The sequence below is a fragment of the Lentzea jiangxiensis genome (assembly GCF_900104175.1).
Taxonomy (GTDB): Bacteria; Actinomycetota; Actinomycetes; order Mycobacteriales; family Pseudonocardiaceae; genus Lentzea; species Lentzea jiangxiensis.
The window spans coordinates 1-18,986 of record NZ_FNIX01000028.1 but is presented as its reverse complement, the minus strand read 5'-3'; the positions used below and the strand labels follow the sequence as shown (position 1 = coordinate 18,986).

The 18,986-nt window shown below is 70.4% G+C and carries 12 protein-coding genes and 1 rRNA gene; 7 read left to right on the top strand and 6 right to left on the bottom strand.

What is annotated here, in order from left to right; all coding sequences use genetic code 11:
- The first annotated feature begins 54 nt into the window (after positions 1-54).
- Positions 55-414 (top strand): VOC family protein, encoded by a 360-nt coding sequence (locus BLQ91_RS36985; RefSeq protein WP_090104813.1) that lies wholly within the window; start codon positions 55-57, stop codon positions 412-414.
- On the opposite strand, the gene BLQ91_RS36980 is transcribed toward BLQ91_RS36985, so the two are convergent.
- A complete protein-coding gene (locus BLQ91_RS36980; RefSeq protein WP_090104889.1) occupies positions 392-1,222 on the bottom strand; it encodes an alpha/beta fold hydrolase in 831 nt (276 codons plus the stop codon). The two genes, BLQ91_RS36985 and BLQ91_RS36980, sit on opposite strands and share 23 nt — an antisense overlap.
- Between BLQ91_RS36980 and lysX the strand changes: the two genes are divergently transcribed.
- Complete coding sequence (gene lysX, locus BLQ91_RS36975) at positions 1,193-4,495, top strand: bifunctional lysylphosphatidylglycerol synthetase/lysine--tRNA ligase LysX (protein WP_090104887.1); 3,303 nt, start codon at positions 1,193-1,195, stop codon at positions 4,493-4,495. The two genes, BLQ91_RS36980 and lysX, sit on opposite strands and share 30 nt — an antisense overlap.
- Here lysX and BLQ91_RS36970 read toward each other — a convergent pair whose 3' ends face one another.
- The 3 genes from BLQ91_RS36970 to BLQ91_RS36960 all read right to left on the bottom strand — a co-directional run bounded on the left by BLQ91_RS36970 (position 4,496) and on the right by BLQ91_RS36960 (position 8,152).
- Positions 4,496-5,143 (bottom strand): response regulator, encoded by a 648-nt coding sequence (locus BLQ91_RS36970; protein ID WP_090104811.1) that lies wholly within the window; start codon positions 5,141-5,143, stop codon positions 4,496-4,498.
- A 3-nt stretch (positions 5,144-5,146) separates the two neighbouring features.
- Positions 5,147-6,337 carry a sensor histidine kinase gene (locus tag BLQ91_RS36965; RefSeq protein WP_090104809.1) on the bottom strand — a complete coding sequence of 397 codons (1,191 nt, stop codon included), beginning with the start codon at positions 6,335-6,337 and terminating at the stop codon, positions 5,147-5,149.
- Positions 6,338-6,439: 102 nt separating this feature from the next.
- Positions 6,440-8,152: an NAD+ synthase gene (locus BLQ91_RS36960; protein ID WP_090104807.1), complete on the bottom strand. Its 1,713-nt coding sequence runs from the start codon at positions 8,150-8,152 to the stop codon at positions 6,440-6,442.
- A gap of 29 nt (positions 8,153-8,181) precedes the next feature.
- Here BLQ91_RS36960 and BLQ91_RS36955 point away from each other — a divergent pair, with 29 nt between their 5' ends.
- Positions 8,182-9,744, top strand: coding sequence for an alpha/beta hydrolase (locus BLQ91_RS36955; protein WP_090104805.1), 1,563 nt, complete (start codon positions 8,182-8,184; stop codon positions 9,742-9,744).
- Positions 9,744-11,267 carry an alpha/beta hydrolase gene (locus BLQ91_RS36950; protein WP_090104802.1) on the top strand — a complete coding sequence of 508 codons (1,524 nt, stop codon included), beginning with the start codon at positions 9,744-9,746 and terminating at the stop codon, positions 11,265-11,267. Before BLQ91_RS36955 ends, BLQ91_RS36950 begins: the two co-directional genes overlap by 1 nt.
- Here BLQ91_RS36950 and BLQ91_RS36945 read toward each other — a convergent pair.
- Entirely contained in the window at positions 11,222-12,736 is a 1,515-nt protein-coding gene (locus BLQ91_RS36945; RefSeq protein ID WP_090104800.1) for an MFS transporter, read from the bottom strand. The two genes, BLQ91_RS36950 and BLQ91_RS36945, sit on opposite strands and share 46 nt — an antisense overlap.
- Before the next feature lie 14 nt (positions 12,737-12,750).
- The gene (locus BLQ91_RS36940) at positions 12,751-13,386 is read right to left on the bottom strand and encodes an LppX_LprAFG lipoprotein (RefSeq protein ID WP_090104798.1); all 636 of its coding nucleotides are present in this window, start codon (positions 13,384-13,386) and stop codon (positions 12,751-12,753) included.
- 41 nt (positions 13,387-13,427) lie between these two features.
- Here BLQ91_RS36940 and glnA point away from each other — a divergent pair, with 41 nt between their 5' ends.
- The 3 genes from glnA to BLQ91_RS36925 form a co-directional block, all read left to right on the top strand.
- Entirely contained in the window at positions 13,428-14,771 is a 1,344-nt protein-coding gene (gene glnA / locus BLQ91_RS36935; RefSeq protein WP_090104796.1) for a type I glutamate--ammonia ligase, read from the top strand.
- 18 nt (positions 14,772-14,789) lie between these two features.
- Positions 14,790-18,320, top strand: a complete 3,531-nt coding sequence (locus BLQ91_RS36930; RefSeq protein WP_143023016.1) for an FkbM family methyltransferase — start codon at positions 14,790-14,792, stop codon at positions 18,318-18,320.
- Positions 18,321-18,795: 475 nt separating this feature from the next.
- Positions 18,796-18,986, top strand: a 16S ribosomal RNA gene (locus BLQ91_RS36925); the annotation flags it as partial.

The following is an 18,986-nucleotide window of genomic DNA, read 5'->3' as shown; positions in this document are numbered from 1 at the left end:
CAGGGTGACACCGCCGACCGGAAACGGGAGGCAAGTGCGGCTACCGTCACACACGTGGCAGCGCGAATCACCGAGCTCGTACTGGACTGCACCGATCCCGAACGTCTCGCCGCCTTCTGGGGAGGAGTTCTGGGCTACGAGGTGCTCGGCCGCGACGACGAGTCCGTGGAGATCGGACCGCCGGACAGGCGCACGACCCTGCTGTTCCTGCGCAACCCCGACCGCAAGCTGCAGAAGCTCCGCCTGCACATCGACGTGAAGGCCACGGACCGCGACCAGGCCGAAGAACTGGAGCGCCTCCTCGCGCTCGGCGCCACGCACGTCGACATCGGTCAGGGCGACGTGAGCTGGTACACCCTCGCCGACCCGGAGGGCAACGAGTTCTGCCTGCTCAGCGGTCGGGCAGACCCCTGAGCACCTCCCGCACGGCCATGACCACGGCGTCCGGCCTGTCCATCTGGATCATGTGCCGACTGCCGGGCACCGGCACGTTGCGCCCCCACGGCACGAGGGCGGCCAACGACCGGTGCTCCGGCCAGACCTCCCGCCCGGCCGTGAGCACCAGGAACGGCACGCGCGGGAACGGCCGGCGCGTCCGCAGCCGTTCGAGCGTCGCCACCTGGCCGGGGTACGACGCGAGCTCCCACAGCACCGCCCGCCCGACGCCGGGCCGCCGGTAGACCAGTTCGACCAGGTCGGCGGGCGCCGGGTCGGTCACCCCGAGCGTGGACACCGCGGTCAGCAGGTTGCGGAACGAGTGCCCGTACCGCTGGGTCAGCCGGGCGCCGAGCCAGCGGCTGCCGATCGCCCGCACACCCTGCGCGAGCACCGCCGACACGTCGAACGGCGCTCCCGCGCCCGGCGTCTCCGCGTCCGGGTCGAGCAGCACGACCCCGTCGACCCGGTGCGGCCGCAGCCGGGCGTAGGCCTCGACGTGCATCGACGCCATCGAGTGCCCGACCAGGACCGCCTTCGGCACCCCGCGCAGCACCGCGTCGAGCACGGCGACCTCGCGCGCCAGGGACGGCCCGCGCCGCGCGGGACCGCTCAGCCCGAGGCCCGGCCGGTCGAACACGACCACCCTGGCGAGTGGCTCGAGCAGCCGCACGGTCCGGTCCCAGTCGAACCAGGCCCCGCCCAGGCCGGAGCTCAGGACCACGACGGGCTGGTCAACACGCCCGGACGAGGTGACATGCACCCGGCCCGCCGAAGAGGGGATCATGACCGACACTGGCGGACCTCGGGAGTGGATGTGGCACCGGCGTGGAAGTGGAAGACCGCGGGCGCGATCGCGACGATCGTGTACCTCGCCGGAGCGCTGTCGCTGCTCAGGGTCGTCCTCCCGGAAGACAGCCGGTTCACCGACGTCACGGACGGCATCGGGTTCCTCTTCGGCCTGCCCATCGACGGCAACCTCTTCATCGCCCTGGTGTTCTTCGTCCTCGGCGCCGCCCTGCGCAGGCGCAAGCGAGCGGCGCTGTGGGCGCTGCTGCTCTTCCAGGTGACGGGCCTGCTGCTGGTCGGGTTCATCATGGTCATCCTGGCCCTGGCTCCTGAAGAAGTCCTGGAGGCGGGCGAGGAACCGCACTGGGTCTTCCTCGGCACCGGGGTGACGACGTCGCTGCTGTTCGTCGCGCTGCTGTTCGTGGTGCGCGAGGCGTTCCCCGCCCGGCTGGCCCGCGGCGCGTGGCGGCAGGCGCTGGCGGCGTTCGTGCTGGGCATGGTCGCGCTGGTGCTGCTGGGCTGGGGCCTCACCGAGGTCTTCCCCGGCAGGCTTCTCGCGCAGACCGACAAGCTCGCGTGGGCGGCGAACCAGGCGACGGGTGAGGTCGTCCGCCTGGGCCGGCTCGACATCCCCGAGGGCCCGCAGTGGCTGAGCGTGCTGCTGGGCCTCGGCGGCACGCTGGTCGCGATCGGCGCGCTGTACGTGTTCTTCCGGGGTGTCCGCACCCAGAGCATGATCACGCCGGACCAGGAGCTCGACGTGCGCCGGCTGCTCGCGGCCGACGGCGAGCCCGACTCGCTGGGCTACTTCGCGACCCGGCGCGACAAGAGCGTCGTGTTCGCGGCGTCCGGCCGGGCGGCGCTGACGTACCGGGTGATCGGCGGCGTCACGCTGGCCTCGGCCGACCCGGTCGGCGACGAGGAGGCGTGGCCCGAGGCCGTGCTGGCGTGGCTGTCCGAGGCGCGCACGTACGGCTGGATGCCCGGCGTGCTGGGAGCTTCCGAGCGAGGGGCGCGGGTCTACTCCCACGCCGGGCTGAAGGCGCTGGAGATCGGGGACGAGGCCGTCCTCGACGTCCGCGAGTTCAACCTCGCCGGTCCGGAACGGCGCGGGCTGCGCCAGGCGGTGTCCCGCGTCGAACGGGCCGGGTACACCACGCGCGTGCGGCGCCACAGCGAGATCGCGCCGGACGAGATGGCGTCCATCCTGGACCTCGCGGAGGCGTGGCGCGGCGCCGAGACCGAGCGCGGCTTCTCGATGGCGTTGGGGCGACTGGGAGATCCGAGCGACGGCCGGTGCGTGATGGTCGAGGCCTACGACGCCTCGGGTGCGCTGCGCGGGCTGCTGTCGTTCGTGCCGTGGGGCCGCCGGGGTGTCTCGCTCGACCTGATGCGGCGCGACCGGGCGGCGGAGAACGGCCTGAACGAGTACATGGTCGCCCAGCTCGCGGCGGCCGCCGGGCACCTCGGCGTGCACCGGATCTCGCTCAACTTCGCCATGTTCCGCGCGGTGTTCGAGGAGGGCGAGAAGATCGGCGCCGGCCCGGTGCTGCGGGCGTGGCGGCGGGTGCTGTCGCTCGCGTCGCGGTTCTTCCAGCTGGAGTCGCTGTACCGCTCGAACGCCAAGTACCTGCCGGAGTGGGAGCCGCGGTTCCTCTGCTACGCACGGTCGCGGTCGTTGCCGCGGGTCAGCATCGCCGCCGGCGTGGCCGAGGGCTTCGTGCCGTCGCTGCGGTCGTTGCGCAGGAGGGCGTTGCAGAAGACGGACGTCAGCGACGAGTTCGCGGCCAAGGTCGCCGAGATCGACGCGATCCGGGTCGAGCCGAAGGCCGTCCGCCGCCCCGAGCAGGTCCGGGTGCGGATCGCGAAGGTCGACCGGCTGGTGGCGGCGGGCGTCGACCCGTACCCGGTGGGCTTCGAACGCTCGGACCTCCTCGCGGGAGCACGGGAGCGCTTCGGCGAGGAGGTCTCGGTCACCGGGCGCGTGATGGCGCTGCGGGAGATGGGCAAGCTCTGCTTCGCGCGGCTGCGGGACTTCAGCGGCGAGATCCAGCTGATGCTGTCGGTCGACTCGCTGGGCGACGCGCTGGCGTCGTGGAAGTCCGACGTCGACCTCGGCGACCACGTCGGCGTCACCGGGAAGGTGGTCAAGTCCGACCACGGCGAGATCTCCGTGCTGGCGTCGTCGTGGACGATGACCGCGAAGTGCCTGCACCCGTTGCCGGACAAGCGCAAGGGCTTCACCGACCCGGAGGCGCGCGTCCGCCAGCGCTACCTCGACCTGGTGGTGAACTCCGACTCCGCGCACCTGCTGAAGCTGCGCAGCGACGTGATCCGCGCCGTGCGGGAGTTCCTGCACTCGCACTCGTACCTCGAGGTCGAGACGCCGATGCTGCAGGCGGTGCACGGCGGTGCGAACGCCCGGCCGTTCGTCACGCACATCAACGCCTACGACATGCGGATGTACCTGCGGATCGCGCCGGAGCTGTACCTGAAGCGGCTCTGCGTCGCGGGCGTGGACCGGGTGTTCGAGCTGAACCGCAACTTCCGCAACGAGGGCGCGGACGCCACGCACAACCCAGAGTTCACGATGTTGGAGGCCTACCAGTCCTACGCGGACTACCGGGTCATGCTGGACCTGGTGCGCGAGCTGGTCCAGCACGCGGCGAGGGAGGCGTTCGGCGAAGAGGTCGCCCATCGCCCGGACGGCGCGTTCGACCTCTCGGGGGAGTGGCCGGTGATTCCGGTCTACACGGCGGTCTCCACGGCCTTGCACGCCTCCGTCACGCCGGACACGTCCGTCGCGGAGCTGCGCTCACTGCTGTCGTCCCGCGGCGTGGAGGTCAACGAGGACTGGGACCACGGGCAGCTCGTGCAGGAGGCGTACGACTCGTTCGTCGAGGCCGGCACCGTCGGCCCGACCTTCTACATCGACTTCCCGACCTCGGTGTCCCCGCTGACCCGGCAGCACCGGGCCGACCCGCGCCTGGCCGAGCGCTGGGACCTCGTGGCGTTCGGGGCGGAGATCGGCACGGCGTACTCGGAGCTGACCGACCCGCTGGAGCAGCGGCGCCGGCTGGAGGCGCAGTCGCTCAAGGCCGCGTCCGGCGACGTCGAGGCGATGGAGCTGGACGAGGACTTCCTGCGGGCGCTGGAGCACGGCATGCCGCCGACGGGTGGGCTCGGCCTGGGGGTCGACCGGTTGCTGATGATGCTGACCGGCACGTCGATCCGGCAGACCGTGCTCTTCCCGTTCGTCCGGCCCCGGTGATCAGCGTTCGAGGTACGCGAGCACGGCCTGCACCCGGCGGTCGCCCGAGCCGTCCTCGCTGTTGAGGCCGAGCTTCAGGAAGACGTTGCCGATGTGCTTGTGCACGGCTCCCGCGCTGAGGACGAGCTTCTCGCCGATGGCGGTGTTCGACAGACCTTCCGCCATCAGCCCGAGGACCTCGCGTTCACGCGGCGACAGCACGCTGAGCGCGTCGTCGGTCTTGCGCCGCACCAGCAGTTGCGACACGACCTCGGGGTCGAGCGCCGTGCCGCCGTTCGCGACGCGGTGCAGCGACTCGAGGAAGTCCGCGACCTTGCCGACGCGTTCCTTGAGCAGGTAGCCGACGCCGCCGTTGGTGCCGGCGAGCAGTTCGTGCGCGTAGCTTTGCTCGACCCACGCGCTGAGGACCAGCACGGCCAGCTTCGGATGCCTGCGGCGTGCCTCCACGGCGGCCCGCAGGCCCTCGTCGGTGAACGTCGGTGGCATCCGCACGTCGACCACGGCGATGTCCGGCTCGTGCTCGGCCACGGCGTCGAGGAAGTCGTCCGGGTTGTCCGTCGCCGCGGCGACTTCGATGCCTTCGTTGCGCAACAACAACGTCAGCCCTTCACGGAGCAGAGCGTCGTCTTCGGCGATCACGATGCGCATAGGTCACTTCCCCACAGGTAGCACGACGGTGAGAACGGTAGGGCCACCCTCGGGACTGCTCACTTCCGCGGTGCCGTCCAGCGCCGCGACCCGTCCCCGGATGCCCTCCAGGCCGGTGCCCTGCTTCTCGTCCGCACCGCCCTTGCCGTCGTCGTGGACCACGACGACCAGCTTGTCGTCGTTCACGCCGAGGCTGACCCACGCGTGCCGGGCACCGCTGTGCTTGGCCACGTTCGTGAGCGCCTCGGCCACCGCGAAGTACGCGGCGGCCTCCACCGCCGCCGGGAGCCGTCCGAGGTGTTCGGCCGTGAGCACGCACGGCACCGGGCACCGGGCGGCGAGGGCCTGGATCGCCCCGTCGAGCCCCAGGTCCTCCAGCACGGGCGGGTGGATGCTGCGCACGACGTTGCGCAGCTCCTCCAGCGCGTCCCCGGCCGCGTCCTGGGCCCGCAGCAACGCCTGCAACGCGTTGTCGGGGTTCTGCTCGAGCGTGCGTTCCGCGATGCCGAGCATCATCACGACGCCGACCAGCTTGTTCTGCGTCCCGTCGTGCAGGTTCCGCTCGATCCGCCTGAGTTCGGCCCCGTGCGCCTGCAACGCGGCGGCCCGCGTGGCGACGACCTCGGCCAGCCGCTTCTCCAGCGAGGCCTTCGGCGGCGACAGCATCTTGCGCGCCCACCGCGCGTCGAGGTCGGCCAGTCGCGGCAGCTGGGTGACGATCAGCGCGAGCACGATCGCGATCGGCACGCTCAGCAACGCCTCGGGCCACGAGTCGACGCGGATGCCGAACGAGTTCTCGTTCCCGCCCGGGATCATCCACCAGGTCAGCAGCACGAACGGCTGCTGGGCCAGCGAGCCGGTGATCCCGATGGCGACCGCCCCGAACGCCGTGCCGAACAGGGCGTGCGTGATCAGCCAGAGCCCGTCGCGCAGGCTGTCCGGGTCGGCCAGCACCCGCTGGGCCCGGTGCAGCCACGGCCCGTCGAGCGGTGGAGGCGACGGGAGCCGGACCCCGTTGTAGCGGGCGAGCCGCCACCGGTCGAGCTCGACGATCCGGCGAATGTAGGGCGCCGTGACGGGCAGCAACGGAAGGACCACGACCGACAGCAGGAAGACACCCAGGGCGAGCCACGACACGATGGCCGTCAGCAGCCCCGTGGCCAGGTAGAGCACCGCGGCCCAGATCCGTTTCATGGGGAGGAACCTAACGGTCCGGGCAGGTCCGGCGCGGTGGAGCAGGCTCCACTCCTCGCACCACCCGGCGCCGCCGCCCGAACCGCGCTCCGAGCCGGAGGCTCAGCCCTCGCGCCACCCGCTCGTGATCGGCAGCCGCCGGTCCCGCCCGAAGGCCTTGTTCGAGATCTTCGTGCCCGGCGGGTACTGGCGCCGCTTGTACTCGGCCCTGTCCACCATCCGCAGCACCCGGTCCACGAGCTCCGGCGCGAAGCCGGCGGCCAGCAGGTCGTCGTAGCCCTTGTCGCCCTCGACGTAGTCGTCGAGCAGGTCGTCGAGCAGTTCGTAGTCCGGCAGCGAGTCGGTGTCGACCTGGCCGGGGCGCAGCTCGGCCGACGGCGGCTTGGAGATCGAGTTCTCCGGGATCGGCGGGGTCTCGCCGCGCTTCTCCGCCTCGGCGTTGCGCCACCGGGCGAGGTCCCAGACCAGGGTCTTCAACACGTCCTTGATCGGCGCGTACCCACCGACGGCGTCACCGTAGATGGTCGAGTAGCCGACCGCGAGCTCGGACTTGTTGCCGGTCGCGAGGACGAGGTGGCCGTGCTGGTTCGACAACGCCATCAGCAGCATGCCGCGGCACCGGGCCTGGATGTTCTCCTCGGCCAAGCCGGTCAGCTCCAGCTGGTCCACGTACACCGACACCATCTCGCCGATCGGCTCGGTGGTGAAGTGCAGGCCGGTGCGCGCCGCCATGTCCGAGGCGTCCGACCGCGAGTGCTCCGAGGAGTACGACGACGGCATGGAGACGCCGTAGACCGCGTCGGCACCGAGAGCGTCCACGGCTAGAGCAGCGACAACGGCCGAGTCGATGCCACCGGACAGACCGAGCACAACGGACCGGAAGCCGTTCTTGTGCACGTAGTCGCGCAGACCCGTCACGAGGGCGTGCCACACCTCTGCCTCGTCGGACAGCGGCTCGAACACGCGCGGCGCGGGCAGCGGCTCGTAGGCGGGACCGGCGTCCGAGAGGGCGACGCGGCGCACCTCGAAGCCCCCGACCCGGCCCTCGGCGTACTCGAGGCCGCCGGGCACGTCGAAGTCGGCGAACATCAGGTGCTCGACGAACTGCGGCGCCCGTCCGATCAGCTGGCCCTCGGCCGACACGACGAGCGAGTCGCCGTCGAACACCAGCTCGTCCTGGCCGCCGACGAGGTTGCAGTAGGCGAGGGGCGCGCGGGCCTCGGCCGCACGGCGCGCGACCAGGGGCAGCCGCTGGTCGTCCTTCTTGCGCTCGTAGGGCGAGGCGTTGGGCGAGACCACCACGTCGACACCGGCCGCGCCGAGCGCCGTGACCGGGCCGCCGTCCTGCCAGAGGTCCTCGCAGATGACCAGGCCGACCTCGACGCCGTTGACCCGCACGACGTCGAGCGACGAGCCGGGCTTGAAGTACCGCCGCTCGTCGAACACGCCGTAGTTGGGCAGGTGGTGCTTGAACTGCCGGGCCACGACCCTCCCGCCGTGCAGCACGGCGGCGGCGTTGCGCGGGCCCTCCGAGTCGCGGTCCAGGTACCCGACGACGGCGGCGACCTCGCCGAGGCCCGCGGCGTCGAGCGACCCGGCCAGCGCCTCCAGGGCCTCCGACGACGCCCGTGCGAACGACGTGCGGATCGCGAGGTCCTCGACCGGGTAGCCGGTCAGCACCATCTCGGGGAACACCACGAGGTGGGCGCCGCCCTCGCGGGCCTTGCGCGTCCACTCCAGGACCAGTGAAGCGTTGCCCCCGAGATCGCCAACAGTGGCGTTGACCTGGGCGAGCGCGATCCGAAGCTGCGGCATGCCCTCATCATCTCCCATACCATCGGGTCGTGGTCCGTCTCTTGAGCGTGTTGCTCGTCATTCCGCTGCTCGCGTCCTGCACGACGATCGTCGAGGGGACGTCCAAGCCCGGCGTGACCTTCGAGAAGCCAGGCCCGGCCGGTGCCGTTCCCGCCGGTCTGGAGGAGTTCTACGGCCAGAAGCTCGGCTGGGAGAACTGCGAGCCGTACGCCACGACGGGGTCCAGCAGGGACGCATACGGCAAGAAGCGCGATGTCGAATGCACCCGGCTGAGGGTTCCCCTCGACTACTCGAAGCCAACCGGCGACACGATCACGATCGGCGTGCTCAGGTACAAGGCCACCGGCCAGAAGATCGGCTCGCTGCTGACCAACCCCGGCGGCCCCGGCGCGTCCGGCATGGCGTCGGCCGCCGGCATGGTCTCCGCCTACCGCAAGACCGACCTCGCGGCCAGGTTCGACCTCGTCGGGTTCGACCCGCGGGGCGTCGGGGCGAGCGAACCGGCGGTCCGGTGCCTCACCGGACCGGAGCGCGACGCCGAGCGCCTGGACCTCGACATCGACACCAGCCCGGCTGGACTCGCCCAAACGGAGCAGGAGAACAGGGCGTATGCCGAGAAGTGTGCCGCCGGGACAAAATTCGGGGCGGCAATGCTCGCCAACTTGGGCACGCGGGACGTAGTTAAGGACATGGATGTCCTCCGCTCTGCGCTCGGCGACGCGAAGCTGAGCTACGTCGGGTACTCGTACGGCACGCGCATAGGCACCGAGTACGCCGAAACCTTCCCCCGGAACGTGCGCGCGCTCATCCTCGACGGTGCCGTCGACCCGACCCAGGACCAGCTCGCGTCGCTGGTCGCCCAGGCCGCCGGCTTCCAGAAGGCCTTCGACGAGTTCGTCAAGTGGTGCCGTCAGAAGGGGGAGTGCCCCCTCGGCGACGACGCCAACGCGAGCTTCCGGCAGCTCACGACCCCGTTGATCCAGAAGCCGGTCGACGTCGGCAGCCGCAAGTTGTCCTACAACGACGCGATCACCGCCGCGATCCAGGCGATGTACTCGGAACAGCTCTGGCCGCTGCTGGTCAACGGCCTCAACGAGCTCAAGAACGGCAAGGGCACCACGCTGCTGCGCCTGGCCGACGCGTACTACGACCGCGACGAGCAGGGCGAGTACTCGACCATCACGGACGCGTTCAACGCCGTGCACTGCGTCGACGACCTGCGGCTCACGGACAAGAACGCCCTGCTGGAGACGCAGAAGCAGTACAAGGCGGCGGCGCCGTTCCTCGACGACGGCAACCCGCCCGGCGCGGCGCTCGACGCGTGCGCGTTCTGGCCCGCCCCGGTGTCCGCCACCCCCGCGCCGCCGAAGGCCGACGGCATCCCGCCGCTGCTGGTCATCTCGACGACCGGTGACCCGGCGACGCCGTACGAGGCGGGCGTGAACCTGGCCAAGGCGCTCAACTCGCGGCTGCTCACGTTCGAGGGCGTGCAGCACACGGTCTTCCTGCAGGGCGACCCCTGCGTGGACGCGGCCGGCGTGAAGTACCTGATCGACCAGACGTTGCCCGCCGACGGAACCCGGTGCGCCTAATGACGAAGAGGCGATCCCGAGTCACCGCGGCCCTGTTCGCCTTGATCGTCGTACTCGGCACGTCCACGTCCTACGCGCGCATCGACGGCTCGCCCGTCGCCGGTCGCAAGGGCATCGAGCGCTTCTACTCGCAGGTGCTGTCGTGGGGCGCGTGCCAGCCCTACGCGACCGATGCGAAGAGCAAGGGCCTGTTCGAGCGCGAGGGCATCCAGTGCTCGCGGCTGCAGGTCCCGCTCGACTACGCGAAGCCGGACGCCGGGACGATCACGGTCGGGCTGCTGCGCCGTCCCGCGACCGAGAAGGACCGCAGGGTCGGTTCTCTCGTGCTGAACCCCGGCGGCCCCGGCGGGTCGGGCATGGCGCACGTCGCGAACATGCAGCCGGGCAACCCGGTCGGCAAGCGGTTCGACGTGGTGGGCTTCGACCCGCGCGGCGTCGGGGCGAGCCAGCCCCGCGTGCAGTGCCTGACCGACGCCGAACGCGACGCGCAACGGCTGCGGCCCAAGGGGGAGAGCGCGAACCAGACCGAGCAGGAGAACAAGTTCTTCGTCGACCGGTGCGCCGAGCGCAGCGGCCTCGACCTCCTGCGCAACGTCGGCACCCGTGACGTCGTGCGGGACGTCGACGTGCTGCGCGCGGCACTGGGGGAGAAGAAGCTGAGCTACCTCGGCTACTCCTACGGCACGCGCATCGGCACGCTGTACGCCGAGATGTTCCCCCGCAACGTGCGCGCGATGGTGCTCGACGGCGCGGTGGAGGTCAACGGCGACAAGGTGGCCGCGTCGGCACGTCAGGCGCAGGGCTTCGAGGAGTCCTTCCAGCGGTTCGCGGGCTGGTGCGCCCAGCGCGACTGTCCCATCGGGAGGGACACCACCGCGGCGGAGTCCAGGTTCCGGCAGCTGATCGAGCCGCTCAAGAAGACCCCGCTGCAGGTCGGCGACCGCAAGCTGTCCCACTCGGACGCCAACACCGCGATCATCCAGGCGATGTACACCGACCGGCTGTGGGAGACGGCGCTCAAGGGCCTGCAGGAACTGCGGCAGAACAAGGGCACCACCCTGCTGCAACTCGCCGACCAGTACCTCGGCCGCGCCCAGGACGGCACCTACAGCCGCATCCAGGACGCGTTCGTGGCCATCCGCTGCGTCGACGAACCGCCGATCAAGGACCGCGCCACCCTGGAGTCCAACCGCCGGAGGCTGTTGGAGCTCCTGGGCAACGACACGGTCCCGACCGACGAGACCGCGCTCGGCCCGTGCGCGTTCTGGCCGGCCCCGCACACGTCGGAACCGCATCCGCCGAGCGTGACCGGGCTGCCGCAGGTGCTGGTGATCTCGACGACCGGCGACCCGGCGACGCCCTACCAGTCCGGTGTGGACCTGGCCCAGGCCCTCGGCGCCCGGTTGCTGACGTTCAACGGCAACCAGCACACGGCGTTCCTCGCGGGCGTCGGCTGCGTGGACGGTGTGGGCACGAACTACCTGGTGGACCTGAGACTGCCGGAAACGGACTCGGTCTGCTGACGCCTCCCCGGCAGCAGGACCGACCCCAGCGCGCCGGCGGCGCAGATCACCGCCGTGATCAGGAAGATCTCGTGGTACTCGGTGAGCAGCGCCTCGGTGAGCCCGCGCTGGTACTCGGCCATCCGCCGCTGGAACTCGGCGGGTTCGACGCCGAACGGCAGCGGTGTGTTCAGGTCTGCCGTGAGCTCGCGGAACCGGTGGAGTCCCCACGCGGACAACGCCGCCACTCCGACGAGCATGCCCGTCATGCGCGCGACGACGACGAACGCCGACGCGACGCCGTGCCTGACGGGCGGCACGACCCGGAGCACGGCACCGGACAACGGCGCGATGACCAGGCCCAGCCCGAAACCGGCGATGGCCAGGTCACGCGTGAGCACGAACCCGCCGACATCGGCGGGCCACCGCGCGATGAACACGTAGGACACCGATGCGATGGCAAGGCCGCCGAACGACACCCAGCGGTCGCCCAGCCGGGACGCGAGGAACCCGCCCAGCACGGCGCCGACCGGCAACGCGACCAGGAACCGGGTGAGCAGGGTCGCCGCGGACGCCGAGTCGCGGCGCAACACGGTCTGCGCGAACAACTCGACGTCGACGAGCGTCACCATCAACGCCGCCCCGGCCGCGAGAGAGACTCCGAGCACGGCCCAGAACGGCCGCCACTGCACGCCCTCGGGATCGAGGAGTCGCGCAGCAGCACGGCGTTCCCACAAGAAGAAGGCACCGAGCACCACGAAAGCCGCTGCCAACGCGGGCCAGCCCCACGACGGCAGCATCGACTCGGCCGGCGTCGGGTTGTAGAGCGCCACGACCAGCAACGACAACGCGAGAGCGAGCAACACCCCGCCCACGACGTCGATGCGCACCTCACGCCGTGTGTTCGGCACGGTCCGTTGCACGATCACCATCGCGATGACCGCCAACGGGACGTTCACCCAGAACACCCAGCGCCAGCTTTGCGGCTCCCACGCCTCGAACAGCGGCAACGCGTTGAACAACGACGCCACCGCGATGCCGTAGAGGGTGCCGAGGACGGATCCCAGCTCCTGAGCGGCGCCGACGGTCCCGAGAGCGGTCGACCGCCGGTGCTCCTCCCACAGGTCCGCCACCAGTGCCATCGTCACCGGCAGCAGCGCGCCACCCGCGAGCCCCTGCACCACGCGCCCGGCGACGAGCAGCGGCACGTCGGCGGCCAGCGCCGTGACGACCGAGCCCACCAGGAACCCGAGCAGCGACACCTGCAGCACGAACCGCCGTCCCAGCCGGTCCGACAGCTGCCCGAGCAGCGGCATGCCCGCCACGTACCCGAGCAGGTACCCGGTGACGATCGGCGTGGCCTGCTGCAGCTCGTTCACCGCGATGCCGAGGTCGCGCACCATGTCCGTGAGGACACCGACGACGACGTACGCGTCGAGCGCACCCAGCAGCACGGCCGCGCCGGACGCGGCGAGAGCGACTCGTCTCATCTCCCGGGCAGCCTCTACGCGGGTGCCGTCACGGTGACGGGCTTGTCGAAGTCCGTCAGCCCGATGTCGACCTTCTGGCCACCCGGCAGCTCGAACAGCGCGTCCTTGAGCTTGTTGTCCCTGTCGACCGAGAAGGTCGACTTCACGTCCGCGGAGATGCCCGGCACCAGCCCGGCCGCGACGTCCTTCGGCACGGTCGCCTCGACCACCGACACGTCACCGGACGACTTGGTCTTCGCGTCCTTGGCCGAGGAGAGGACCTTCGCCACACCCTTCCCGGGGTCCAGGATCGCGGACGGGTCGTACACCTGCCCCGCGAACGCCGCCGGCAACTTGCTGTACCCGCCGGTCGGGCCCTTGAAGTGCAGGTTCCCGCCGGTCAGCACGTACTCGACGGCCAGCAACTGCCCGCCGAACGTCACCTTCGCGGTGCCCTTGGACTCCCCGGCGGAGGTGAGGTCGCCGTCGGCCTCCTTCACCGGCACGTCCGGCAGCTCGCCGTCGACCTTGATCGTGAAGTGGACGCTCTTCACCGAGCTCATGGACTCGGCCGACTTCGAGAGCAAGGTCGCACCATCGGGGAGATCTCCCCCTGACGTGCAGCTCGTGAGCAGGGCGAGTGCGCAAAGCGACAACCAACGGGCGGACATGCGTTGATCGTAGAGAGTCGGTAGCCCTTAAGCTGCGCCCTATGGACCGCCAGCAGGAGTTCGTGCTCCGCACGCTAGAGGAACGCGACATCCGGTTCGTCCGGCTCTGGTTCACCGACGTCCTGGGCTTCCTGAAGTCCGTGGCGGTCGCGCCGGCCGAGCTCGAGGGCGCCTTCAGCGAGGGCATCGGGTTCGACGGCTCGGCGATCGAGGGCTTCGCCCGCGTCTACGAGTCGGACATGGTCGCGAAGCCGGACCCCGCCACGTTCCAGGTGCTGCCGTGGCAGACGCCGGAGGGCACGAACTACTCCGCGCGCATGTTCTGCGACATCACCATGCCGGACGGCTCCCCGTCGTGGGCCGACCCGCGCCACGTGCTGCGCCGCACGCTGTCGAAGGCCAGCGAGGCCGGGTTCACCTGCTACGTCCACCCCGAGATCGAGTTCTTCCTGCTCAAGGGCCTGCCCGGCGACGGCAGCGAGCCCGAGCCCGCGGACAACGGCGGGTTCTTCGACCAGACCTCGCACGAGACGGCCACGCACTTCCGCCGCCACGCCATCGAGGCGCTGGAGGCCATGGGCATCTCCGTCGAGTTCAGCCACCACGAGGGCGCGCCCGGCCAGCAGGAGATCGACCTGCGCTACGCCGACGCGCTGACCATGGCGGACAACGTCATGACGTTCCGCTACCTGGTGAAGGAGGTCGCGATCACGCAGGGCGTGCGCGCCTCGTTCATGCCCAAGCCGTTCTCGGACCAGCCGGGCTCGGGCATGCACACGCACTTCTCGCTGTTCGAGGGCGACCGCAACGCCTTCTACGACGAGGAGGACCCGTACCAGCTCTCCGACATCGGCAAGCAGTTCGTCGCGGGCATCCTCAAGCACGCGCGCGAGATCTCCGGTGTCACGAACCAGTGGGTCAACTCGTACAAGAGGCTGATCGTCGGCGGTGAAGCCCCCACGGCCGTGTGCTGGGGTCACGCGAACCGCTCCGCGCTGGTCCGTGTGCCGATGTACTCACCGGGCAAGTCGTCGTCGCGTCGCGTCGAGGTCCGTTCGCTGGACTCCGCGTGCAACCCGTACCTGGCGTACTCGGTGGTGCTGGCCGCCGGCCTGCGCGGCATCGAGAAGGGCTACGAGCTGCCGCCGCCCGCCGAGGACGACGTGTGGTCGCTGACGGACCGCGAACGGCGCGCGGCGGGGTACGCGAACCTGCCGCAGAACCTCGGCGAGGCGCTCGCCGAGATGGAGAACTCGGAGCTGCTCCCCGAGGCGCTGGGCGAGCACGTCTACGACTTCTTCCTGCGCAACAAGCGGACGGAGTGGGACGCGTACCGTCGTAGCGTCACCCCGTACGAGTTGCGCACTCTTCTTCCCATGCTGTGAGGCAGATCCGTGCTCTCCGTGACTGAGGTACCCGAGTTCCAGCCGGCGATCTGCGCCTGCACGGTCGCCACGGCGGCCGAGCTGCCCGCGGTCAAGGTCCTGTCCAGCTCGTTCCTCGCGGAGCACCCCGAGGGCCGGTTCGTCGCACTGGTCGTCGACGCGCAGCCGGAGCACTCCGGCCCCGGGCTGATCACGCCCCTCGACATCGGTGTCGACGAGGTCGAGCTGCGGGTGCTCGCCACCGCGCTGGACGCTGCCGGGCTGAAGGCCGCGATGGTGCCGAGGCTGCTGGAGGCGTTGCTGTCGCAGGGCATGCCCGTGCTGTACCTCGACCCGTGGGTCCAGGTGTTCGGGTCGCTGACGAAGCTCGTGCTGGAGGCGTTGCGCACCGCACCGGTCGTGCTGCTGCCGCGCACCCTGCGGCCGCTGCCGCCGGACGGCCTGCAGCCGGGACCCGCCGAGCTGCACGACCTGGGCGCGTTCGACCCCGGTTTCATCGCCGTCGGCGCAGGCGCCGAGCCCTACCTGGAATCGCTGGACATGCCGGCGATCGTGCCGCATCACGTCGTGCGTGACGCACGGGTCGGCTTGTCGGTGTGGAACGTCGCCGACCGGCCGCTGCACCGCACCGAGTCCGGGACGCTCGCCGTCGTCGGCCAGGACCTGCTGACCGTGCACTTCCGCGGGTTCGACCCCCGTCGCCCGTGGCTGCTGTCCGCCGACTTCGCCGAACGCCCGCGCGTGCTCTTGTCCGAGCACCCCGAGGTCGCCGAGCTCTGCCAGGCCTACCGCGCCGAGCTGGTCCGCAACGGCTGGTCCGCGGTGCCCGTGCCGTACCGGTTCGACTCGCTGATCAACGGCACCTCGATCCCTTCGGAGCTGCGCGCCGACTACCGGGCGTTCGTGCCGCCGCCGCCGCCCGCGTTCGGCGAGGACGGCGGCGGGGGCTTCCTCCTCTGGGCGTGCGAGCGGACGGAGAGCGGCGGCACGCGGTGGGCCGACGCGGTCTGGCGTGCCGACACGTCGCTCCAGCAGCAGTTCCCGGCGCCTTTCGGCGCGGACGCGGAAGCCTGGCGCGAGTGGTGCGCCGGAGTCGGCGTGGCCTCCGGCCGGTTGCCGGCGCCCGCCGTGCCGCAGCCCCGGTCGGAGGGACCCGCCCTGCTCGACCAGCTCGGGGTGTCCGTCGTCGGGTCGGGGCCGCTGGCCGAGCGGGTGCTCGCCGCCGCGCGGGCGTCCGGCCTGCCGGTGTCGACCTCCGCGGGATATCCCGTGGTCGTGCGCACCTCTTCCGCCGACGAGGTGCCCGACGGGCGGTTCGTCGTCGAGGTGGCGTTGGACGCCACGGCCGCCGACGACCGCACGGGCGTGAACGAGCTGTGGCTGTCGTCCGAGGCGTCGCGCGCCGCCGCGGAACGCATCGGCGGGCCCATCGGGCGCGTGGTGCCCGTACCGGTGCAGGACCTCGGCGTCCGTGACCACTCGTCCGGCGATGTGGTGGTGTTCGCGGCGATCGCGGACCACTCCCTCGACCGGTCCGGCAACGTGCTCGGTGCCGTGTCGGCGTTCCTCAGCGCTTTCCCGGACCGCACGGACGTCGAACTGCGCATCGCCGTGTCCGGTGCGTTCCAGCACCCCGAGGCGGCCGAGCGGTTGCGCCTCGCCACGGGCTCCGACCAGCGGATCTCGCTGGTCGACGACCAGGACGTGCTGCTGAGCGCCGACGCCGTGGTGTCGTTGCACCGCGGTGGGGCGGACGACCGGATCGCGTTGCGCCTCGCCGAGCTCGCGGTGCGGGGAGTGCCGATCGTGGCGTCGGACCACGGCGCCGTTGCCGAGCTGTTCGGCAAGACGGCCGTTCTCGTGCCGTGCCACCAGGGCTCCGAACCTGATGTGCAGGCGGCCTCGCGGCTGTTGCGCTCGTTGGCCGACGACCTGCCCACGGCCGTGGCGCTGGGTGCGGCCGGCCGTGAGCACGTGCTGTCCGTGCGTTCTGTTGCGCGCGTTGCCGAAATTCTTCGCGAACGAGTCGAGCACGCCTACCGCGGATGGCGGGCGCGTCGGCCGAAGCCGAAGGACGAGGTCGACCCGATGCTCGCCCTGCAGTCGGCCAAGCACGCGTTGCTGCGCCAGCCGACCGTCGACGGACCCCATCGGACGCCGATGGCGCCCGCGCTGCGCAAGGTCGTGTTGCGCGCGTTGGACCACTACGACAACCACATGCGCCAAGTGCTGCACACCCTGATCGACGGGGTCGAGCGCACGGTGTCCGAGCTGGTCAACCGGCAGGACGCGCTGAAGGCCGGGGTCGGTGCCGGCGAGCTGGAGCTCCTGCGCGCCGAAATCGAGCAGGTCGCCGCACGTCAGGCCCACTTCGCGGATCAGCTGGTCGGCGTCGACGACGGGGTCGTGCGCGTGCGCGCGGACATGGCCGGTCAGGGCCGCCGGCAGCGCGACGTCGAGGACGCGGTCGTCGCCGAAGCGGCCAAGCGCGCCAAGTCGGACGAGGTGCTCGCCGAACGGATCGACAAGCTGACCGTGGCGCTCGACCGCACGCTGGACAGGATCGACAACCTGGAGTCCAAGGTCGTCGAGGTGTTCCGCGAGCGCGACTCGCGGCTCGACGTCGCGATCCGCGCGGCCAACCACGCGCAGCAGACCGCGGACGCGTTGCGCCGCGTGGTGGTCCGTCAGCACGAGGCCGCCGGCGACGCGCCTGGAGTGCGTTCGTCACTGGTGCTGTGCGACGCGGGCATGATGCGGCTGCCCTCCGACGACGCGTTCATGCTCCCGCTTCTGTCGTCCAACGGCGTGTGGGAGCCGGACCTCGCGGAACTGCTCGACTCCGTGCTGGAGCCGGACGGCATCTTCCTCGACGTCGGCGCGTACGTCGGCTACCACTCGATCCGCGTGTTGTCGCGGCTCGGGTTGATGGGCGCCGTTGTCGCCGTGGAGCCGGACGCGTCCGCCGCCGCTCTGCTGAGGCACAACGTCTCGGCGAACCTGCCCGCCGCCGTGGCGTCCCGGCTGACCGTGGTCGAGGGCGCGGCGTGGGAGAGCGCGGGCGAACTCGCGGTGTCGCCGACGCTCACCGGCGGTGTGTCGGTGTCGCCGCTGGCCGCCGACGCCGGGGACGACGTCGCCCGCGTCCGGGCCGTGCGCCTGGACAAGGAGCTCGACGACATCGCGTTGGTGCAGGGCATGAAACTCTCCGTCGTCCGGGTCGACACGCCTGGACGTGGGCATCGCGCTCTCGCGGGACTCGTCCGGCTGTTGCGCCGCGACAGGCCGCACGTGTTCCTTGAGTTCTCGGCGACCGCGACGTCCGACTTCGGTGACGATCCGGTGACGGTCCTCAAGGAGTTCGGCGTCTGGGGCTACGACCTGGTGCCGGTGGCGACCCGTCAGGCCGCCGCGCCGGACCAGATCGTGAAGGCGATGGAGGGACTTCGTTCCGTCACCCTGTGGCTGCGTCCGCGTCCGGTCGGGGCCAAGCCGGCTGCTCCGATGCCGTCCGTACCGATCAAACAGCCCGCTGACCAGGCGATTTGACTTTGGTCCTGCCCGTGAGTAACTTTCTCCAGGTCGCAAGCGAGACCCCGGAACGAGCGGTTGACACCGCGAAGCGGGCCGGGTAGAGTCTCACGGCGTCAAACCCCCAGAAGTAAATGATCGGCCTAACGTGCTGTCCGGGATCTGAAAATGACCCCGATTTGACACCGGGAAAGCCACTCAGATAACTTCTGAACCAAGCAAAAATTGAATGCGAAGCGAGTTTGCGCCGCAGCGAAGAAGCCGAAACGGCCGATTTGACAAAGCGAAAACGAACTGGCTAAGCTTCAAACACAAGCCCCGAGAGAGAAACTCCGGAAACGGAGTGAGGATCCGGTGAGCGCGTGTTCTTTGAGAACTCAACAGCGTGCCGATAACACAGCCAGTAATATGAATATCTCTCGTCAGAGATATTCCTTTGAGAGTAATACCAGATTGCCAGACATATTCCGTCTGGAGCGATCAAACACAATCCTTATTGGAGAGTTTGATCCTGGCTCAGGACGAACGCTGGCGGCGTGCTTAACACATGCAAGTCGAGCGGTAAGGCCCTTCGGGGTACACGAGCGGCGAACGGGTGAGTAACACGTGGGTAACCTGCCCTGTACTCTGGGATAAGCCTTGGAAACGAGGTCTAATACCGGATACGACCTGGGATCGCATGAT

Coding starts and splice junctions, on each gene's coding strand:
- glnA (WP_090104796.1), top strand. CDS start 13,428: ATGGACCGCCAGCAGGAGTTCGTGCTCCGCACGCTAGAGGAACGCGAC.
- BLQ91_RS36980 (WP_090104889.1), bottom strand. CDS start 1,222: ATGATCCCCTCTTCGGCGGGCCGGGTGCATGTCACCTCGTCCGGGCGT.
- BLQ91_RS36965 (WP_090104809.1), bottom strand. CDS start 6,337: ATGAAACGGATCTGGGCCGCGGTGCTCTACCTGGCCACGGGGCTGCTG.
- BLQ91_RS36950 (WP_090104802.1), top strand. CDS start 9,744: ATGACGAAGAGGCGATCCCGAGTCACCGCGGCCCTGTTCGCCTTGATC.
- BLQ91_RS36970 (WP_090104811.1), bottom strand. CDS start 5,143: ATGCGCATCGTGATCGCCGAAGACGACGCTCTGCTCCGTGAAGGGCTG.
- BLQ91_RS36940 (WP_090104798.1), bottom strand. CDS start 13,386: ATGTCCGCCCGTTGGTTGTCGCTTTGCGCACTCGCCCTGCTCACGAGC.
- lysX (WP_090104887.1), top strand. CDS start 1,193: ATGCACCCGGCCCGCCGAAGAGGGGATCATGACCGACACTGGCGGACC.
- BLQ91_RS36960 (WP_090104807.1), bottom strand. CDS start 8,152: ATGCCGCAGCTTCGGATCGCGCTCGCCCAGGTCAACGCCACTGTTGGC.
- BLQ91_RS36945 (WP_090104800.1), bottom strand. CDS start 12,736: ATGAGACGAGTCGCTCTCGCCGCGTCCGGCGCGGCCGTGCTGCTGGGT.